15 protein-coding genes and 2 pseudogenes are annotated in these 17,667 nt (G+C 70.8%); 10 read left to right on the plus strand and 7 right to left on the minus strand.

Translation table 11 applies throughout. The features are described from left to right. Positions 1-26: 26 nt before the first annotated feature. Positions 27-1,199, plus strand: coding sequence for an imidazolonepropionase (gene hutI / locus C3488_RS02710; RefSeq protein WP_103837658.1), 1,173 nt, complete (start codon positions 27-29; stop codon positions 1,197-1,199). 24 nt (positions 1,200-1,223) lie between these two features. Here the strand turns inward: hutI and C3488_RS02715 are convergent, their stop codons facing one another. After that, positions 1,224-2,783 carry an RICIN domain-containing protein gene (locus C3488_RS02715; RefSeq protein WP_103837659.1) on the minus strand — a complete coding sequence of 520 codons (1,560 nt, stop codon included), beginning with the start codon at positions 2,781-2,783 and terminating at the stop codon, positions 1,224-1,226. A 327-nt stretch (positions 2,784-3,110) separates the two neighbouring features. Then, a complete protein-coding gene (locus tag C3488_RS02720) occupies positions 3,111-4,031 on the minus strand; it encodes an RNA polymerase sigma factor SigF (RefSeq protein WP_103837660.1) in 921 nt (306 codons plus the stop codon). A 251-nt stretch (positions 4,032-4,282) separates the two neighbouring features. On the opposite strand from C3488_RS02720, the gene C3488_RS02725 reads away from it, so the two are divergent. The 4 genes and pseudogenes from C3488_RS02725 to C3488_RS02740 all read left to right on the plus strand — a co-directional run. Then, positions 4,283-4,651 carry an STAS domain-containing protein gene (locus C3488_RS02725; RefSeq protein ID WP_103837661.1) on the plus strand — a complete coding sequence of 123 codons (369 nt, stop codon included), beginning with the start codon at positions 4,283-4,285 and terminating at the stop codon, positions 4,649-4,651. 254 nt (positions 4,652-4,905) lie between these two features. Continuing rightward, complete coding sequence (locus C3488_RS02730) at positions 4,906-5,448, plus strand: ATP-binding protein (RefSeq protein WP_103837662.1); 543 nt, start codon at positions 4,906-4,908, stop codon at positions 5,446-5,448. 204 nt (positions 5,449-5,652) lie between these two features. Then, a pseudogene (locus C3488_RS41240) lies at positions 5,653-5,811 on the plus strand (peptidase); the annotation flags it as partial. Next, positions 5,738-6,598: pseudogene (locus C3488_RS02740) on the plus strand (hypothetical protein); the annotation flags it as partial. The pseudogenes C3488_RS41240 and C3488_RS02740, both read left to right, overlap by 74 nt. Before the next feature lie 70 nt (positions 6,599-6,668). Here C3488_RS02740 and C3488_RS02745 read toward each other — a convergent pair. Further along, positions 6,669-8,165 (minus strand): oligopeptide:H+ symporter, encoded by a 1,497-nt coding sequence (locus tag C3488_RS02745; RefSeq protein WP_103837663.1) that lies wholly within the window; start codon positions 8,163-8,165, stop codon positions 6,669-6,671. 534 nt (positions 8,166-8,699) lie between these two features. Between C3488_RS02745 and C3488_RS02750 the strand changes: the two genes are divergently transcribed. Beyond that, positions 8,700-9,377, plus strand: a complete 678-nt coding sequence (locus C3488_RS02750) for a response regulator transcription factor (protein ID WP_103837664.1) — start codon at positions 8,700-8,702, stop codon at positions 9,375-9,377. 193 nt (positions 9,378-9,570) lie between these two features. Beyond that, positions 9,571-10,848, plus strand: a complete 1,278-nt coding sequence (locus C3488_RS02755; protein WP_103837665.1) for an ATP-binding protein — start codon at positions 9,571-9,573, stop codon at positions 10,846-10,848. Positions 10,849-10,950: 102 nt separating this feature from the next. Here C3488_RS02755 and C3488_RS02760 read toward each other — a convergent pair whose 3' ends face one another. Further along, a complete protein-coding gene (locus C3488_RS02760; protein WP_103837666.1) occupies positions 10,951-11,490 on the minus strand; it encodes a GtrA family protein in 540 nt (179 codons plus the stop codon). Between the two features lie 312 nt (positions 11,491-11,802). Between C3488_RS02760 and C3488_RS02765 the strand changes: the two genes are divergently transcribed. Both C3488_RS02765 and purE read left to right on the plus strand, forming a co-directional pair. Then, positions 11,803-12,942 (plus strand): 5-(carboxyamino)imidazole ribonucleotide synthase, encoded by a 1,140-nt coding sequence (locus tag C3488_RS02765; RefSeq protein WP_103837667.1) that lies wholly within the window; start codon positions 11,803-11,805, stop codon positions 12,940-12,942. A gap of 20 nt (positions 12,943-12,962) precedes the next feature. Then, entirely contained in the window at positions 12,963-14,507 is a 1,545-nt protein-coding gene (purE, locus tag C3488_RS02770) for a 5-(carboxyamino)imidazole ribonucleotide mutase (protein ID WP_103837668.1), read from the plus strand. Positions 14,508-14,601: 94 nt separating this feature from the next. Here purE and C3488_RS02775 read toward each other — a convergent pair whose 3' ends face one another. Next, positions 14,602-14,994 (minus strand): VOC family protein, encoded by a 393-nt coding sequence (locus C3488_RS02775; RefSeq protein ID WP_103837669.1) that lies wholly within the window; start codon positions 14,992-14,994, stop codon positions 14,602-14,604. Between the two features lie 17 nt (positions 14,995-15,011). Then, a complete protein-coding gene (locus C3488_RS02780) occupies positions 15,012-15,371 on the minus strand; it encodes a VOC family protein (protein ID WP_103837670.1) in 360 nt (119 codons plus the stop codon). A 166-nt stretch (positions 15,372-15,537) separates the two neighbouring features. Between C3488_RS02780 and C3488_RS02785 the strand changes: the two genes are divergently transcribed. Then, positions 15,538-16,041, plus strand: coding sequence for a CGNR zinc finger domain-containing protein (locus C3488_RS02785; RefSeq protein ID WP_103837671.1), 504 nt, complete (start codon positions 15,538-15,540; stop codon positions 16,039-16,041). A 103-nt stretch (positions 16,042-16,144) separates the two neighbouring features. Here C3488_RS02785 and C3488_RS02790 read toward each other — a convergent pair whose 3' ends face one another. Beyond that, positions 16,145-17,488, minus strand: coding sequence for a UDP-glucose/GDP-mannose dehydrogenase family protein (locus tag C3488_RS02790; RefSeq protein ID WP_103837672.1), 1,344 nt, complete (start codon positions 17,486-17,488; stop codon positions 16,145-16,147). Between the last annotated feature and the right edge of the window lie 179 nt (positions 17,489-17,667).

The raw sequence follows: 17,667 nt of genomic DNA on the forward strand, positions 1-17,667 counted from the left end.
ACGGCCCGGCCACCCACGAGGAACTCATGAGCAGCACCGTCATCACCAACATCGCCAGCCTGGTCACCAACGACCCCTCCCTCGGTGACAGGTCCCCCCTTGGACTGATCCGGGACGCGGCCCTCGTCCTCGACGGCGTCCGCGTCTCGTGGACCGGTGAGTCGAGCAAAGCACCCGCCACTGACAATCGGGTCGACGCAGGCGGCCGCGCGGTGATCCCGGGCTTCGTGGACTCCCACTCGCACCTGGTCTTCGCGGGCGACCGCACCGAGGAGTTCAACGCCCGCATGTCGGGCCGCGGTTACTCGGCGGGGGGCATCCGCACCACGGTGGCCGCGACCCGGGCCGCGACGGACGCGGAACTGGAGACCAACCTCGTCCGCCACCTCACCGAGGCCCTCCGCCAGGGCACCACCACCCTGGAGACCAAGTCCGGCTACGGCCTCACGGTCCACGACGAGGAGCGCGCCCTGCGGATCGCCTCCGCGCACACCGACGAGGTCACCTACCTCGGCGCCCACATCGTCTCCCCCGACTACGCCGACGACCCGGCCGCCTACGTGGCCCTGGTCACCGGCGAGATGCTCGACGCCTGCGCACCGCACGCCCGCTGGATCGACGTCTTCTGCGAGAAGGGCGCCTTCGACGGCGACCAGGCCCGCGCGATCCTCACCGCGGGCCGGGACAAGGGCCTGCACCCGCGGGTCCACGCCAACCAGCTGTCGTACGGCCCCGGTGTGCAGCTCGCCGTCGAACTCGGCGCGGCCAGCGCCGACCACTGCACGCACCTGACGGACGCCGACGTCGACGCCCTCGCGAACAGCGACACGGTCGCCACCCTGCTGCCGGGCGCCGAGTTCTCCACCCGCGCCCAGTGGCCCGACGCCCGCCGCCTCCTCGACGCGGGCGTCACGGTCGCCCTGTCCACCGACTGCAACCCCGGCTCGTCCTACACGTCCTCCGTGCCGTTCTGCATCGCGCTCGCCGTGCGGGACATGCGGATGACTCCGGACGAGGCGCTCTGGTCGGCCACGGCGGGCGGCGCCCGCGCCCTGCGCCGCACGGACGTCGGCCGCCTCTCCCCGGGCGCCTACGCGGACCTGGCGTTCCTCGACGCCCCGAGCCACGTCCACCTCGCCTACCGCCCGGGCGTGCCCCTGGTCGACGAGGTGTGGCGGCGGGGACGGAGGGTCGCCTAGCCGTCAGGCAGCCGCCATCGGTCGTCAGGCGGCGCCCGCCTTCCAGCGCTGATCGTCGCCGCCCTGGTCCCACATCAGGAAGACCGTGTCGCCGCCGTAGGGCGTGACCGCGTGGTCGGGAGCGATCGCCGGGCGGATCACTCCGCGGGAGTCGACCGTGAAGCGCAGGTTCTGCCCGTTCCGGCCGTAGACCGAGGAGCACTCCCAGATGCCGACGCCCCGGTAGGTGGAGCCGCGGCTGTCCAGGCAGAAGGCGGGGTCGGCCTCCGACTGCAGGACTGCGCGCGAGGCGTCGACGCGCCAGCGCTGCGTCGGCGACGAGGAGCACGGGGCCGTGACGACGTCCGTGCCCAGGTCCATCACCCCGTCGCGGATGTCCAGGCACAGCCCCGAGGCGACGTTTACCACCTGGGCGTACGTGCCGTTCGGCGGGTGCGCGACGGGAGGCTTCGGCTTGGGGGACGCCGGGTGCGTGGTCGCCGTGCGCGAGGGCGTCGGCGTCGGGCTCGGTGACGTCCTCGCCGGAGTGGGGGAGGGGGACGGGGAGGGCGAGGACGACGGCGTCACCGAGACCGTCGCCGTCACCGTCACCGCGGGCGGTGGCGTCGGCCTGCGGATCTCGCTCGCGGCCCGCGCCGGCTGCGAACCGCCCGAGGCCATCAGGTAGACCAGCAGCGGAGCCAGTGCCACGCCCACGGCCGTCGCCGCCAGCGCGAACCGCCGCGACGGCCACCAGTCGGCGAGCCCGGCCCCGGCGGCCGGGCTCTGCTCCTCCCCGTCGCCCCTCACGTACGCGGCGCCGCCCCACGGCAGCAGCCCCTCCGCCAGTGCCGTACGCGGGGCGTCCCGCAGGTGCGACAGCTCCTCGTACGCGGTGGCACAGTGCACGCAGTACGCCATGTGGGCGTGCAGATCGGCGCTGTAGCGCGGCTTGTCGGGGCGCACCGACTCCTCGATGAGCCGCCGGAAGTCCTGGCAGCGGGGGTTGCCCGAGCCGGCGAGCCGGGTCTTCAGGACCGACTCGCGCAGCGCCTTGAACGCCGGTTCGATGTCGTACGCCACGTCCTGCGGGGACAGGCCGAGCAGAACCGCAGTGCGCTCCAGCGGCTCCTGGTCGACGACGCCGTACCAGACCAGGCCCTGCACCCGGACCGGGAGCGCCTGGAACGCCGCCAGCATCGCCGGAGCCACGCCCTCGGGTCCGACCGCGCGCAGATGTGCGAGCAGCCCCGGATCGAGCCGGGCGGCGCGCTCGTCCGTCGCCCATGCACGGGTCACCCGGCCCGTGAGCAGCAGGAGTTGGTGGCGCCACGGGCCGCGCGGGTCGGTGCCGCGGGCGGCGTCGCGGGACGCGAGCGCGAACGCCTGCGCGGTCAGCTGCCGGGCCGCCGTCTCCTCGACCGTGCACAGCCGTGCGTAGGCGAGGACAGCGGTGCGGTGACGCATGCGTAGTTCGCGCAGAGCTGGATACGCGGTCGGGGTGTCAGTCCTCAGCAGATCGGTGAGGCGGGCGTCGGGCACCGTGTCGTGCATGCCGCCGCCGGCCTCGACGTCATCGTCGTCGTCCCGCTCCGCCCGGGTCATCCCGCTGCCTCCTCGCAGCCCGCGTGTGCCGGCGGGCATGCCTGGGACCCAGACGTACCGGCCGGTATGGGGTGACCATAGTGAGGGAAGTCACCTTGCGGGAAAAGGGGTTCCCGCCGGTAACCGGGGAACTCGTTGTGAGCAGGTGATGAACGGCCGGGGAACGATCTGCGAAGCGGCGCTCGAACGCAAGTCGCCCGGTGCCCGGCCGAGTTCTGGGATTCGGCCGGACACCGGGCGGCTGGTACCACTCGGCAGGTGGCACGTGGCGGGCGTCACTCACCGCGCATCGCGGCGGGCCTCACCCGCTGCCCGCCGCGGCGGGTCTCACTCCTCGACGGTGAGTCCCTTCCGCAGGCGTCCCAGAGTGCGGGACAGCAGCCGTGACACGTGCATCTGCGAGATGCCCAGCTCCTCGCCTATCTCCGACTGCGTCATGTTGGCCACGAAGCGCAGCGAGAGGATCTTCCGGTCACGCTGCGGAAGTTCGGCGATCAGCGGCTTCAGGGACTCGACGTACTCGATGCCTTCGAGCCCGTGGTCCTCGTAGCCGATGCGGTCCGCGAGCGCGCCCTCGGAGTCGTCCTCCTCGGGCTGGGCGTCGAGGGAGCTGGCCGTGTACGCGTTCGACGCGGCCATGCCCTCGACGACCTCCTCGTTGGAGATGCCGAGGCGCTCTGCCAGTTCGGCCACGGTGGGTGCGCGGTCGAGCTTCTGGGCCAGTTCGTCGCCGGCCTTGGCCAGGTCGAGGCGGAGCTCCTGCAGCCGGCGCGGGACACGGACCGACCAGGACGTGTCGCGGAAGAAGCGCTTGATCTCACCGACGATCGTCGGCATCGCGAAGGTGGGGAACTCGACGCCTCTGCTGAGTTCGAACCGGTCGATGGCCTTGATCAGGCCGATCGTGCCCACCTGGATGATGTCCTCCATCGGCTCGCTGCGCGAGCGGAAGCGGGAGGCGGCGAACTTCACCAGGGCAAGGTTCAGTTCCACGAGCGTGTTGCGCACGTACGAGTATTCGTGCGTGCCCTCTTCGAGTGACTCGAGCCTCTCGAAGAGCGTCTTGGAAAGGGCCCGGGCGTCGACCGGTCCCACTTCGTCGTACGGGGGAATCTCCGGTAGGTCGGCGAGGCCGTCGGGCCCGGTGGGGCCTTCGTGGTCGGCCAGGCCGTAGCCGTGGTCCGGTCGTTCCAGGGGGGGTGTCGACGTCGCCCTCTGGGTCTGCGATGCGTCGAGCCGGGGTGACATGATGTCCTCCATCGTTGTCGGCATATGGCCGCCGATGCCCATATGTGCACTGCGGTGTGCGGCGCCCTCCAAAGCCGGCCGTGTTGAATGGGTGTCTCTACTAGCCCTACCCGCTTTCGTTGACCGTTCGCAAGTGCGTACTGTGGTGAAATGTCCGAATTGGTGGGGTTGTTCAGGTGTCGAGAGGCGCACAGAGGGCGTAATGTTCGAGGGCGTCCAGCATCAACCACGACGGTCGGGAGAGAGACGGCATGGACCGCGGGACGGTCGGCAGCGCACAGTCGGGCCGGCTTCTGGTCGAGGTGCGACAAGAGGGCACGAGTGCCGTTGTGACCCCGGCGGGTGAGTTGGATCACCACACCGCCGATCTACTGCGCGAACCTCTCGAGGACTGCCTCGAGAAGGGGTTCTCACGCCTGGTCGTCGACTGCTCGAGGCTGGAGTTCTGCGACTCCACCGGGCTGAACGTCCTGCTCTCCGCCCGGCTGAAGGCCGAGTCCGCGGGCGGTGGGGTCCATCTCGTGGGGATGCAGCCGGTGGTGGCCCGGGTCTTCGAGATCACCGGGGCGGACGCCGTCTTCACCGTCCACGACACGCTGGACGCCGCGCTGGCCGAGTGACGCCGCCGATGGTTCGCATCCCGGATCCCTCCGCGTTATCGGCACGTTACGCGCGTCACAGGTCCCCGGCCGAATCCATGGGTGTTCCAGCGGTCCGGTCGGGCAGGAGACATGCTGACCATGTCGGCGGTGAGGGTGAAAGCCGCAAGGAAAAGGGCCTCGAACGCACGGCACGAGCAACAACCGACGGATACACGTCGACCCCGTACCGAGTCTTGAATCGTGAACTGGTGAATCGGTGAGGTGAAGCGCTGATGAGCACCACCCGGCCCTACTCGCCGGGCGACCGCGGCCCCGAGCCCAGCGGCGCTTCCGGAACGTCCGCGCAGGGCCCGTCGGGCGAGGCTGCCTCGTCCGGTGCGCCAGGGGAGGCGGCGCCCTCCTCCGGCCGGCAGGTCCGCAGGATGAGCTTCGCGGGCGAGAGCGGTGTCGTTCCGCTCGCCCGCGACTTCACCCGCCAGGCGCTGTACGCATGGGGCTGGCTGCCCGCCGCCACCGCCGACCAGCGGGCCGCTGCCGAGGACGTGCTGCTCGTCGTCTCCGAACTGGTCACCAACGCGTGCCTGCACGCCGAGGGGCCCGAAGAGCTGCGGATCGCGTGCGACAACAAGGTGCTGCGCATCGAGGTCTCGGACCGTGGCTCCGGCCAGCCCGCCCCGCGCACCCCGCACCGCGCCGGACGCCCTGGCGGCCACGGGATGTTCATCGTTCAGCGGCTCTGTCTGGACTGGGGCGTCGTCAGGACCCCCGGCGTCGCCGGCAAGACGGTGTGGGCGGAGCTCGGCGCGCCCGCGTGATGCGGCTCGGCACGCCCGCATGACCCGGCTCGGTCATCTCGTGGGTGGCTGACCTCTGGTTACCCGCGGTTCGAACCCTTCTTCCCGCGACACGCCTCGCGCGCCCTGTCGCCGCGGATCCCGCGCGCACTGCGTCTTCCCTCCCCACGGCCCCAGGCGTACCTTGACGGCCGAATCTGATGTGCCGTCAGGGGTGAGGGGACCGTGTCGTACCACAAGCGAAGCGCGGCGCTCGCGTCCGCCGCTGTCCTGGCCGGCTCCGCGGTCCTGACGGCCGCTCCCACGGCCCGGGCCGACGTCGTCGACGTCAACTACCAGTGCAGGACGCCGATCGGCGACAAGAGCGCCGTCTCGCCCATCGACAGGGAGCGGGGGAGCGGACGGTACGACGGGCGGGCTGCCGACGGTGGTGCCGACGACGCCTCTGCCGACCGCGTCGTCCACCGCGACGTCCCCGACGGCCACCTCCTCCGCGTCGACGGCCCCGACGGCGAGCGCGAGCGCGACCGGCGGCGAGGGCGGCGGGCAGCGGGACTTCACGGGCAAGGAGGTCCCGTACGCCTGCAGGACGCCCATCGGCGACAAGAGCGCCACCTCGCCGGTGCAGATCAACGCGAAGAAGGAGGGCGGGAACTTCGGTCTCACCGTGCGGTTCAAGAAGTCGGTGATGAACAGCCCGGCGGACATCCCCAAAGGCTCGGTGAAGCCGTCGATGGAGATGGTGGTGGGCGGCGCGGACAAGGGAACGGTCCATGTCGAGGGACCGGCGAACGCGCAGGACGTCAAGTCGGGTGATCCGATCGGGATCCCGGACCTGACCGGCACGTACAAGCCGGGCGCCGACGGGGAGTCGACGCTGTCGCCGGGCGTGCTGACCATCAAGGCCCTCGGCACGACCACGACGTGCACACCGACGAAGACGGAGGTGTCGCTGACGCTGAACACCGCTCAGCAGCCGGGCGGGACGTCCGGAGGCACGTCGTCGGGGGGTACGGGCGGCGGTACCGCGGCCGGGGGTACGGCAGGCGGCGGCCTGGCCCGGACGGGCTCGGACGACCACGGCACCCTCGAGGCCCTCGGCCTGGTGGCGGGAACGGCGATCCTGCTGGGCGGCGCGGTCTTCACGTTCCTGCCCCGCCGCGTCCGCTGACCCCGGAGAACGGCGGAGGGCCGCCGCATCCACGTGGGTGCGGCGGCCCTCCGAGAGTCCGGGACCGACGTCAGTGCACGTCGCCCATGAGCTCCTTGACCTTGCTGCGGTACATCCACACCGCCAGACCTGCGACCGCGGCGAGCGCGGCCTGCAGGGCCACGATGCCCGTCTTGTTCAGGTCGACGCCCGCGATGGACAGCAGACCGGTCGTGGCGTCACCGGCGGTGACGGCCAGGAACCAGACACCCATCATCTGGGAGGCGTACTTCGCCGGCGCCATCTTCGTGGTGACCGACAGACCCACCGGGGACAGCGTCAGCTCACCGATGGTCTGCACGAAGTAGATCGCCACCAGCCACATCGCGGCCGCCTTGTGACCGCCGTCGGCGATCGCCAGCGGGGCGAGGAAGAGGAAGAAGGACGCGCCGATCAGGACCAGGCCCATCGCGAACTTCACCGCGGTGCTCGGCTCCTTGCCGCGCCGGGCCAGCGCCAGCCACGCCCAGGCGAAGACCGGGGCCAGCGCCATGATCATGACCGGGTTGACCGACTGGTACCAGGAGACCGGGAAGTTCCAGCCGAAGATCGTGTTCTTCGCCGAGGAGTCGGCGAACAGCGAGACCGTCGAGCCGCCCTGGTCGTAGATCATCCAGAACACGGCAGCGGCGACGAAGAACCAGATGTACGCCGTCATCTTCGACTGGTCGGCGCGGTCGAGTTCCTTGTCCCGCTTGATGCGGGCGATGACCAGGACCGGGATGATCAGGCCGGCGAGGGTGATCGGGACCAGCAGCCAGTTCAGGGTGTAGACGCCGGTGAAGCCGATGGTCGCGTAGAAGACGACCGCGAGGCCCGCCCACAGGGCGGCCTTGGTCAGCGTGGACTTCCTCTCCTCGGCCGACAGCGGGGTCGGGACGACCTGCGACTGGGAGCTCAGGTGGCGGCCGCCGAGCAGGTACTGGCCGAGGCCGAGCGCCATACCGAGCGCGGCGAGCGCGAAGCCCAGGTGCCAGTTGACGCTCTCACCGACGGTGCCGATGACCAGCGGTGCGGCGAAGGCGCCCAGGTTGATGCCGATGTAGAAGAGGGTGAAGCCACCGTCGCGGCGCGGGTCGTCCGGGCCGTCGTAGAGGTGGCCGACCATCGTGGAGATGTTCGCCTTCAGCAGGCCCGAGCCGATCGCGACGAGGCCGAGACCGGCGAAGAAGGTGCCCGAGGAGGGCAGGGCCAGCGTGAGGTGGCCCAGCATGATGACGAAGCCCGCCACGGCGACCGTCTTGCGGGGGCCGAGGACGCGGTCGGCGAACCAGCCGCCCGGCAGGGCGAGCAGGTACACGAGCGAGACGTACACCGAGTAGATGGCGGTCGCTGTGGCCGCGCTCAGGTGCAGGCCGCCCGGTGCCACGAGGTACAGCGGGAGGAGGGCCTTCATGCCGTAGTAGGAGAACCGCTCCCACATCTCGGTCATGAAGAGTGTGGCCAGTCCGCGGGGGTGGCCGAAGAAGGTCTTCTCGGAACCGGGGGTGCCCGGGCGGACCGAGTCCTTCGTCAGGCTGGACGCCATGGTCGTTCCTTGCTGGTCGGGACGCGCTGCACGAGCGTCGCGCGCCCGTGGGGGGACGGCCGGCACCGGCGGGATCGGACGTCCGCCCCACGCCCACGGGGTGTCCGCCCCGGATCACGGAGCGGTGGACGACGACCACCGGGATCCACGCCTCTACGCGCGTTGAGCGCTCAAGGCCCGGCCACAGGTCATTCCTTCAAGGCTGGAGAGGGGGCCAGCCCGCACACAAAAGAGACCTTCAGCGTCGAGCTACCGCCAAAGGTCCCTGCTGGTGCTACAGGCGTTCTCCTCACCATACGGCACGGCACGGCCGGATATGGAAGGACTTGAGATATGGATCACAGGTAGTTACGGAACCATGGTCGCCCATTCGAAGGTGTACACCCAAATGGCCCCCAAGAGGTGCAGGCGTGACCACGGAGCGTCACGGTCGGCACCGCCGCGGTATCGCCCCAGGTCCAGGTAAGAATTCGTCGCCGCATCGCACTCGCGCTCACACCTTTGCTCCTGTGCTCGGCGGACTACCATCACCCCATGACCCGTGTACTGCTCGCCGAGGACGACGCGTCCATCTCGGAGCCGCTGGCCCGTGCCCTGCGCCGGGAGGGTTACGAGGTCGAGGTGCGCGAGGACGGACCCACCGCGCTCGACGCCGGAATGCAGGGCGGCGTCGACCTGGTCGTGCTGGACCTCGGGCTGCCCGGCATGGACGGTCTTGAGGTGGCCCGCCGGCTGCGCGCCGAGGGCCACACCGTCCCGATCCTGATCCTGACCGCACGGGCCGACGAGGTGGACACCGTCGTCGGTCTCGACGCGGGCGCCGACGACTACGTCACCAAGCCGTTCCGGCTCGCCGAACTGCTCGCACGGGTCCGCGCCCTGCTGCGGCGCGGCGCCACCGAGCCGTCGCAGCCGCCCGCCACGCACGGCGTGCGCATCGACGTGGAGTCGCACCGGGCGTGGATGGGCGACGAGGAGCTGCAGCTCACCGCGAAGGAGTTCGACCTGCTCCGGGTCCTGGTGCGGGACGCGGGCCGGGTCGTCACGCGCGACCAGCTGATGCGCGAGGTCTGGGACACGACGTGGTGGTCGTCCACGAAGACCCTGGACATGCACATCTCCTGGCTCCGCAAGAAGCTGGGCGACGACGCGGCGAACCCGCGGTACATCGCGACGGTACGGGGCGTGGGCTTCCGGTTCGAGAAGAACTAGGCGCTGCCGCCGGATCCGGTGTGGTTCGGGGCGGCCACGGGGCGTCACGCCGTTGTGCGCCGGTGCGCGTCCGCGGGTCTCCTGTGGCTGGTCGCTCAGTTCCCCGCGCCCCTTCAGGGCGCGGCCCCGCCCCATGGCCCGGACGTGCTCGGGGGCACACTGGTCGTCGTAAAGCCACCGCCCGGAGGGCCCCGTGCGTCGTCGTCTCATCCAGTCCACCCTCGCCGTCGTCCTCGTGGTGATCGCGGTCTTCGGCGTCTCCCTCGTGATCGTCGAGACCCGGACGATCAGCAACAGCGCCCAGGAGCGCGTCGACTCCGAGGCGCTGCGGCTGGCCAGCATCGTGGACAGCCGCATCCTCGGCGACGAGAAGGTCAGCGCCGCGGTCTTCAAGGACCAGGTCACCGGCGACAGGTACGCGGTGATCGACATCCCCGGCCAGCCCACCATCCGGGTCGGCAACCAGCCCGCCGGTGACGTCATCCACTCCACGACCAAGGGCGAGGAGGGGGAGACCGTCCGCGTCGAGGAGCCCCGCTCCGCCGTCACGCGTGAGGTCGGCCGTACGCTGCTGATCATCGCCCTGGTGGCACTGCTCGCGATCATCGCGGCGGTGCTGCTGGCGGTGCGCCAGGCCAACCGTCTGGCCTCCCCGCTCACCGACCTCGCCGAGACCGCCGAGCGCCTCGGCTCCGGCGACCCGCGCCCGCGCCACAAGCGGTACGGCGTCCCGGAGCTGGACCGGGTCGCCGACGTCCTCGACGCCTCCGCCGAGCGGATCGCCCGCATGCTGACCGCTGAGCGGCGGCTTGCGGCCGACGCCTCGCACCAGCTGCGCACGCCCCTGACGGCGCTGTCCATGCGGCTGGAGGAGATCACGCTCACGGACGACCCGGACACGGTGAAGGAGGAGGCGACGATCGCGCTGACGCAGGTGGAACGGCTCACGGACGTCGTGGAGCGGCTGCTGACGAACGCCCGTGACCCGCGCACCGGCTCCGCCGTCTCCTTCGACCTCGACGAGGTCATCCAGCAGCAGCTCGCCGAGTGGCGACCCGCCTACCGCAGCGCGGGACGTGCGATCGTCAGCTCCGGCAAACGGCATCTGCGGGCGGTGGGGACGCCGGGGGCGGTCGCCCAGGTGCTGGCGGCACTGATCGAGAACTCGCTCATGCACGGGGGCGGCACGGTCGCCCTGCGCACCCGGGTCACCGGCAACCAGGCGGTCGTGGAGGTCACGGACGAGGGGCCGGGGGTGCCGCCGGAGCTGGGTTCCCGCATCTTCGAGCGCACCATCAGCGGCCGTAACTCCACCGGCATCGGTCTGGCGGTGGCGCGTGACCTCGCGGAGGCCGACGGCGGCCGTCTGGAGATGCTCCAGGCCAAGCCCCCGGTCTTCGGCCTGTTCCTGTCCCGGACCCCGCTGAAGGTGGCCGCCGAACCGGAGGAACCGGAACGCACGGTGAGGTGAACCGGGAAGCGGGAGTCCCGGTGGAGCGGACGGTCAGGACCTGCTTCTCCGCGTCACGCCGGGCGGGGTGCGGATCAGGCCGCGGCAGGGAGGTGCCGCAGGTCAGCGGTTCGCGTGCTCGTCGTGGCGACGCTGCTCCGCCTCCTGGAGTATCGACTCGGCACCCGCCACCGCCGACCCCGCCGGCATGGTGCGGAACACCCAGGTGCGGTACGACCAGAAGCGGAAGAGCGTCCCGAGGCCGATGCCGAGGAACTTGAAGATGTTGCTCTGCAGCGGGCTGTCCCAGCCGAACCCGTACGTGGCCAGGTACAGCACGCCGTTCTCGATCACCAGTCCCGCCGCGCTGAACACCAGGAACAGGGTCATCTCGCGGGTGCGCCCGCTCTTGTCCCGGTCCCGGTAGGTGAAGTAGCGGAAGCCGATGTAGTTGAAGATGATGGCGACGACCGTGGCGATGATGCTCGCCCGGACCACCTGGAGCCCCGTGACGTTCCGCACGAGGTTGAACACCAGGAGGTTGACCAGCAGTCCCGCCCCGCCGACCGCGCCGAACTTGGCGATCTCGCGCAGCATCCGGTCGAACTTCCGGCGCACCGCGCCCTGGGGCCTGTCCGTCAGACTTGTGGAACCACTGCCCATGGTGTCGCCAGCCCCCGTCGGGTCGGTCGTACTCGGTCGCATCATCGGTGTCGTTCGTGCCGCTCGGTGACAGCAGGGCCCTCGGCGGAGAGCGCCGAACGGCTCAGTCGACCCGGCCATGCTAACGAGCGCCGGTGAACGATGTCCGGGGACCATACATGAGGACGGAAAGAAAGCCACTTCGACCTCGTTCCGGTATCGCCCCATGTCTTTCTTCGCATACCCCTTCGAAAGTGCCTCGGAAACGGCCCTCCAAACGCCCTCCGCGGGGACGGAAACCGCCCTCCCTGGCCAGGCCGATACCCTAGGGGCGTGACGTTCCCGGTAGTCGGCATGGTCGGCGGTGGCCAGCTCGCTCGTATGACCCACGAGGCAGGCATCCCGCTGGGCATCAAATTCAAGCTCCTCAGTGACACACCCCAGGACTCCGCGGCACAGGTCGTCGGCGACGTCGTCGTCGGCGACTACCGCGACCTGGAGACGCTGCGTGCCTTCGCGCAGGGCTGTGACGTGATCACCTTCGATCACGAGCACGTGCCCACCGAGCATCTGCGGGCCCTGGAGGCGGACGGCATCGCCGTGCGTCCCGGCCCGGACGCGCTCGTGCACGCACAGGACAAGGGCGTGATGCGCGCCAAACTCGACGCGATCGGTGTGCCGTGCCCGCGGCACCGGATCGTCAGCGACCCGGAGGACGTCGCCGCGTTCGCCGCCGAGGGCGACGGCTTCCCCGTCGTCCTGAAGACCGTCCGCGGCGGCTACGACGGCAAGGGCGTGTGGGTGGTGGACTCCGTCGAGGAGGCCGCAGACCCCTTCCGCGCCGGCGTCCCCGTCCTCGCCGAGGAGAAGGTCGACTTCGTCCGGGAGCTGGCCGCCAACGTCGTGCGCTCGCCGCACGGACAGGCCGTCGCCTACCCGGTCGTGGAGTCCCGGCAGGTGGACGGCGTCTGCGACACCGTGATCGCCCCGGCCCCCGACCTGGACGACGAGCTGGCCCTCGAGGCCGAGCAGCTCGCGCTCACCATCGCCAAGGAACTGGGCGTCGTCGGTCACCTCGCCGTGGAACTGTTCCAGACCCGTGACGGCCGCATCCTGGTCAACGAGCTGGCGATGCGCCCGCACAACTCGGGCCACTGGTCGATGGACGGCGCGATCACCTCGCAGTTCGCCAACCACGTGCGGGCCGTCCTCGACCTCCCGCTCGGCGACCCGCGCCCGCGCGCCAGGTGGACGGTCATGGTCAACGTCCTCGGCGGCGACTACCCCGACATGTACTCGGCGTACCTGCACTGCATGGCGCGCGACCCGCAGCTCAAGATCCACATGTATGGCAAGGACGTGAAGCCCGGCCGCAAGGTGGGCCACGTCAACACCTACGGCGACGACCTCGACGACGTGCTGGAGCGCGCCCGTCACGCAGCCGGCTACCTGAGAGGCACGATCACCGAATGAGCCCTGTTGTTGGCATCGTCATGGGGTCGGACTCCGACTGGCCCGTCATGGAGGCCGCGGCCAAGGCCCTCGACGAGTTCGAGATCGCGTACGAGGTCGACGTCGTCTCCGCGCACCGTATGCCGCGCGAGATGATCGCGTACGGCGAGCAGGCGGCGGACCGCGGTCTGAAGGTGATCATCGCGGGTGCCGGCGGCGCCGCCCATCTGCCCGGCATGCTCGCCTCCGTCACCCCGCTGCCCGTCATCGGCGTCCCGGTCCCGCTGAAGTACCTCGACGGCATGGACTCGCTGCTGTCGATCGTGCAGATGCCGGCGGGTGTCCCCGTGGCCACCGTGTCCGTCGCAGGCGCCCGCAACGCCGGGCTGCTCGCGGCGCGCATCCTCGCCGCGCACGACGAGGAACTCCTGCAGCGGATGCGGGAGTTCCCGGTCGTCGACGGGCACAACGACCTTCCCTGGGCGCTGCGCAAACAGGCCCGCTACGACCTCGACGCCCTGGACATCGCCCGGCACCAGAACGCCCGCCTGCACACCGACCTGCCCCGGCTGCGCGAGGGCGGGGTCGGCGCCCAGTACTGGTCGGTGTACGTGCCGTGCGACCTGACCGACCCGGTGCCCGCGACGCTGGAACAGATCGACTGCGTACGGCAGCTGCTCGCCCGCTACCCGGCGGACCTGGCCCCGGCCCTGACCGCCGCCGACATGGAGACGGCGCGCAAGGACGGCCGGATCGCCTCCCTCATGGGCGCGGAGGGCGGCCACTCCATCGCGAACTCCCTCGGCACGCTGCGCGGCCTGTACGCGCTCGGTGTGCGCTACATGACCCTCACCCACAACGACAACGTGGCGTGGGCGGACTCCGCGACGGACGAGCCGGGCGTCGGCGGCCTGTCGGACTTCGGCCGCGAGGTGGTCCGGGAGATGAACCGCCTCGGCATGCTCGTCGACCTCTCGCACGTGGCGGCGACCACGATGCGCGACGCGCTGGACACCACCGAAGCCCCGGTGATCTTCTCCCACTCCTCCGCCCGCGCGGTGTGCGACCACCCGCGCAACATCCCCGACGACGTCCTCGAACGTCTGCCCGCCAACGGTGGAGTGGCGATGGTGACCTTCGTGCCCAAGTTCGTCCTCCAGGCGGCCGTCGACTGGACGGCCGCGGCGGACGACAACATGCGCGCGCACGGCCTGCACCCCCTCGACACCACCCCCGAGGCGATGAAGGTCCACCGCGCCTTCGAGGAGCGCACCCCGCGCCCGGTCGCCACGGTCGCGACGGTCGCCGACCACCTCGACCACATGCGCGAGGCGGCGGGCATCGACCACGTCGGCATCGGCGGCGACTACGACGGCACGGCCTTCACCCCGGACGGCCTGGGCGACGTCTCGGGCTACCCGAACCTGATCGCGGAGCTGCTGGACCGCGGCTGGTCGAAGGCCGACCTGGCGAAGCTGACCTGGCAGAACGCGGTGCGGGTGCTGGGCGCGGCCGAGGACGTGGCGCGCGAGGCGCAGACCACGCGCGCGCCGTCCCACGCGACCATCGAGGACCTCGACGGCTGACCGTCCGGGGCGGGACGGTACGCCCCACCGCGCCCGATCCGCCGCCCTGCCGGCCCGGCTCTCGGCAGCCGGGCCGGCAGCGGAACGGGCGGGTTCAGGTGTGCTCGATCCGGCACAGGCAGAAGGGGTGTCCCGCCGGGTCGGCGTACACCATGAAGTCCTTCTTCTCCCGGTCCTCCACGTCCAGCGGTCGCGCGCCCAGCGCCAGCACCTTCTCGTGCGCAGCGTCCACCTCGTCCCAGGTGGAACCCGCGTCGAAGTCGAGGTGGAACTGCTGCGGGTTGCGGTCCGCGCGCGGCCATTCCGGCGGGGTGTAGCCCTCCACCCGCTGGAAGCCGATCCGCGGCCCGTCGGGGATCCGCAGGACGACCCACTCCTCGTCCTCGGCCTTGGGCGTGCCACCGCCCACGCGCGCGTAGAACTCGGCGAGCGCGCGGGGGTCCGGGCAGTCGATCACCACGTTGCGGAAACGTGCCACAGCGGGCATGGGGGCCTCCTTGGGCGTCAGCCGGCGCAGAGACAGAACGGGTGCCCGGCCGGGTCCGCGTAAACGCGGAAGCTGCGCGAGCGGTCCTCCGCGTCGAGCGGCTTCGCGCCCAGCTCCAGCACCCCCTTCTCCGCCGCGTCCAGGTCCTCCACCACCAGGTCAAGGTGGAACTGCTGCGAGTGGTCGGGCGCGGGCCACTTCGGCGGTACGAATCCGGGCGCCGCCTGGAAGGCCAGCGCCTGCCCGCCGGGCACGCGCAGGTCCACCCAGTCCCCGTCCCCCTCGACGCTGCCGCCGAGCACCTCGGCGTAGAAGGCGGCGAGCGCGCCCGGGTCCGGGCAGTCCAGGACGACGGGGCCGAGCTTGGCGAGAGCCATGACTTCCTCCTCCAGATCGCGGTTACCGATGGAGCAGAGTTACTCATAGAGGCGAGTAACCAGTAACGGTTACTGCATGCTCCCGTCCATGGGGTAACAATGCAAGAGCTACACGCCGCGGCCCTCGGTTACCGCATCACTGGATGCTGGGGGTAACGTCGCAGGCATGAGTGAGAGATCGCCCGCGCCCGGAGGCCTGGAGCTCGTGCAGGCCCTGGTGAACACGCTGGACATCGAGTCGGGCAGCGACTCGCTGGACACCGTGGAGGGCCGGGCCCGTTTCGCTCTCACCGAGGCCGAGCTGGAGCGCGCCCGCGAACTGCGCGAGTCGTTGCGGGCCGCGCTGCTCGCCCACGCGGGCCACCCCCCGCACCGCGAGGTGACCCCGCTGACCCGGCTGCTGGCGCGGGCCCCGCTGTACGTGGCCGTCGACGAACACGACGGCTCGGCCCGCCTGACGCCCACCGACGACTCTCTGCACGCCCGCGTGGCGGTCGCCGTCGCCGAGGCGCTGACAGCGGGCACCTGGGGCCGACTGAAGGCCTGTGAGGCCGTGACCTGCCACTGGGCGTACTACGACCGCAGCCCGGCCGGACGCGGCCGCTGGTGCTCGATGGCGGTGTGCGGGGCGCGCGCGAAGATGCGGCGGTACCGGGCGAAAGAGGCGTGATCCACCAGAGTTCGGCGGCCGGACGCCGTTTCGGTGGTGCAGAATGCAACAGGACGCCGGTCCGGCCGACTGAGCCTCGGCCGGACCGGCGTCACCCGTACGTCTATGCGGTGGGGCGGCCCATCGCCCGGTACGTCCACCCGGCCCGGCGCCAGACCTCCGGGTCGAGCGCGTTGCGGCCGTCGAGGAGGATGCGGGAGGTCACCGCCTCGCCCAGCTCCGCCGCGTCCAGCTCGCGGAACTCACGCCACTCGGTGAGGTGCAGGACGACATCGGCGCCCCGGACCGCCTCCCGCGCCGAGTCGGCGTAGCCGAGCGTCGGGAAGAGCCGCCGGGCGTTGTCCATGCCCTTGGGGTCGTAGACCGTGACCTGGCCGCCCTGCAGGTGGATCTGCCCGGCGACGTTCAGCGCGGGCGAGTCACGGACGTCGTCGGAGTCCGGCTTGAAGGTGGCGCCGAGCACGGCGACCCGCTTGCCGAGGAACGGACCGCCGCCCAGCGCCTCCCGCGCCATCTCCACCATCTGGCCGCGCCGGCGCATGTTGATGGAGTCGATCTCGCGAAGGAAGGTCAGCGCCTGGTCGGCGCCCAGCTCGCCGGCGCGCGCCATGAACGCCCGGATGTCCTTCGGCAGGCAACCGCCGCCGAAGCCGATCCCCGCCCGCAGGAACTTCTTGCCGATCCGGTCGTCGTAGCCGATGGCCTCCGCCAGCTTGGCCACGTCGGCGTCCGCGGCCTCGCACACCTCCGCCATCGCGTTGATGAAGGAGATCTTGGTGGCGAGGAAAGAGTTCGCGGCGGTCTTCACCAGCTCTGCGGTCGGGAAGTCGGTCACCACGAACGGCGTGCCCTCGGAAAGAGGCGTCGCGTACACCTCGCGCAGCAGCTTCTCGGCGCGCTCGCTGCGCACGCCGACCACGATCCGGTCCGGGTGCAGCGTGTCCTTCACGGCGAAGCCCTCGCGCAGGAACTCCGGGTTCCAGGCCAGTTCGGCGTCCCCGCCGGCGGGCGCGTGCTCGGCGAGGTACGCGGCGAGACGGTCCGCGGAGCCGACGGGCACGGTCGACTTGCCGACGACCAGCGCGGGGCCCCTCAGATGCGGGGCGAGGGAGGCGATCGCGGCCTCGACGTACGACATGTCGCAGGCGTACTCGCCGTGCTTCTGCGGGGTGTTCACGCACAGGAAGTGGACGTCACCGAACTCGGCCAGCTCGGCCCAGTCCATCGTGAAGCGCAGCCGACCGCTGGAGCCCTCGACGCCCGCGACGTGCTTGAGCAGCAACTCCTCGAGCCCGGGCTCGTACATCGGGACCTCGCCCCGCTGCAGCATCTCGATCTTCTCGGGCACGACGTCCAGACCCAGCACCTCGAACCCCAGCTCGGCCATGGCCGCGGCGTGCGTCGCGCCGAGATAGCCGGTGCCGATCACGGTGATCTTGAGGCTCATGGGTGCTCCAGAACGGGTAGGGCGGCGAATCGGTGCCCGAGCATAGCCGGGCGCTTCGCGGGGCAATTTCCCAGCTGTCGCCAAGCTCACGTACCCGTCGCGTGGGAGGCCCCCTAAAATTCCAGTTACTTAACGGTAATTAGCGTCACCGACACTGCGTCTTCTGGAGCGTGAGACAC

Origin of the sequence: Streptomyces sp. Ru72, assembly GCF_002920635.1 — a bacterium.
In the GTDB taxonomy this organism is placed as follows: Bacteria; Actinomycetota; Actinomycetes; order Streptomycetales; family Streptomycetaceae; genus Streptomyces.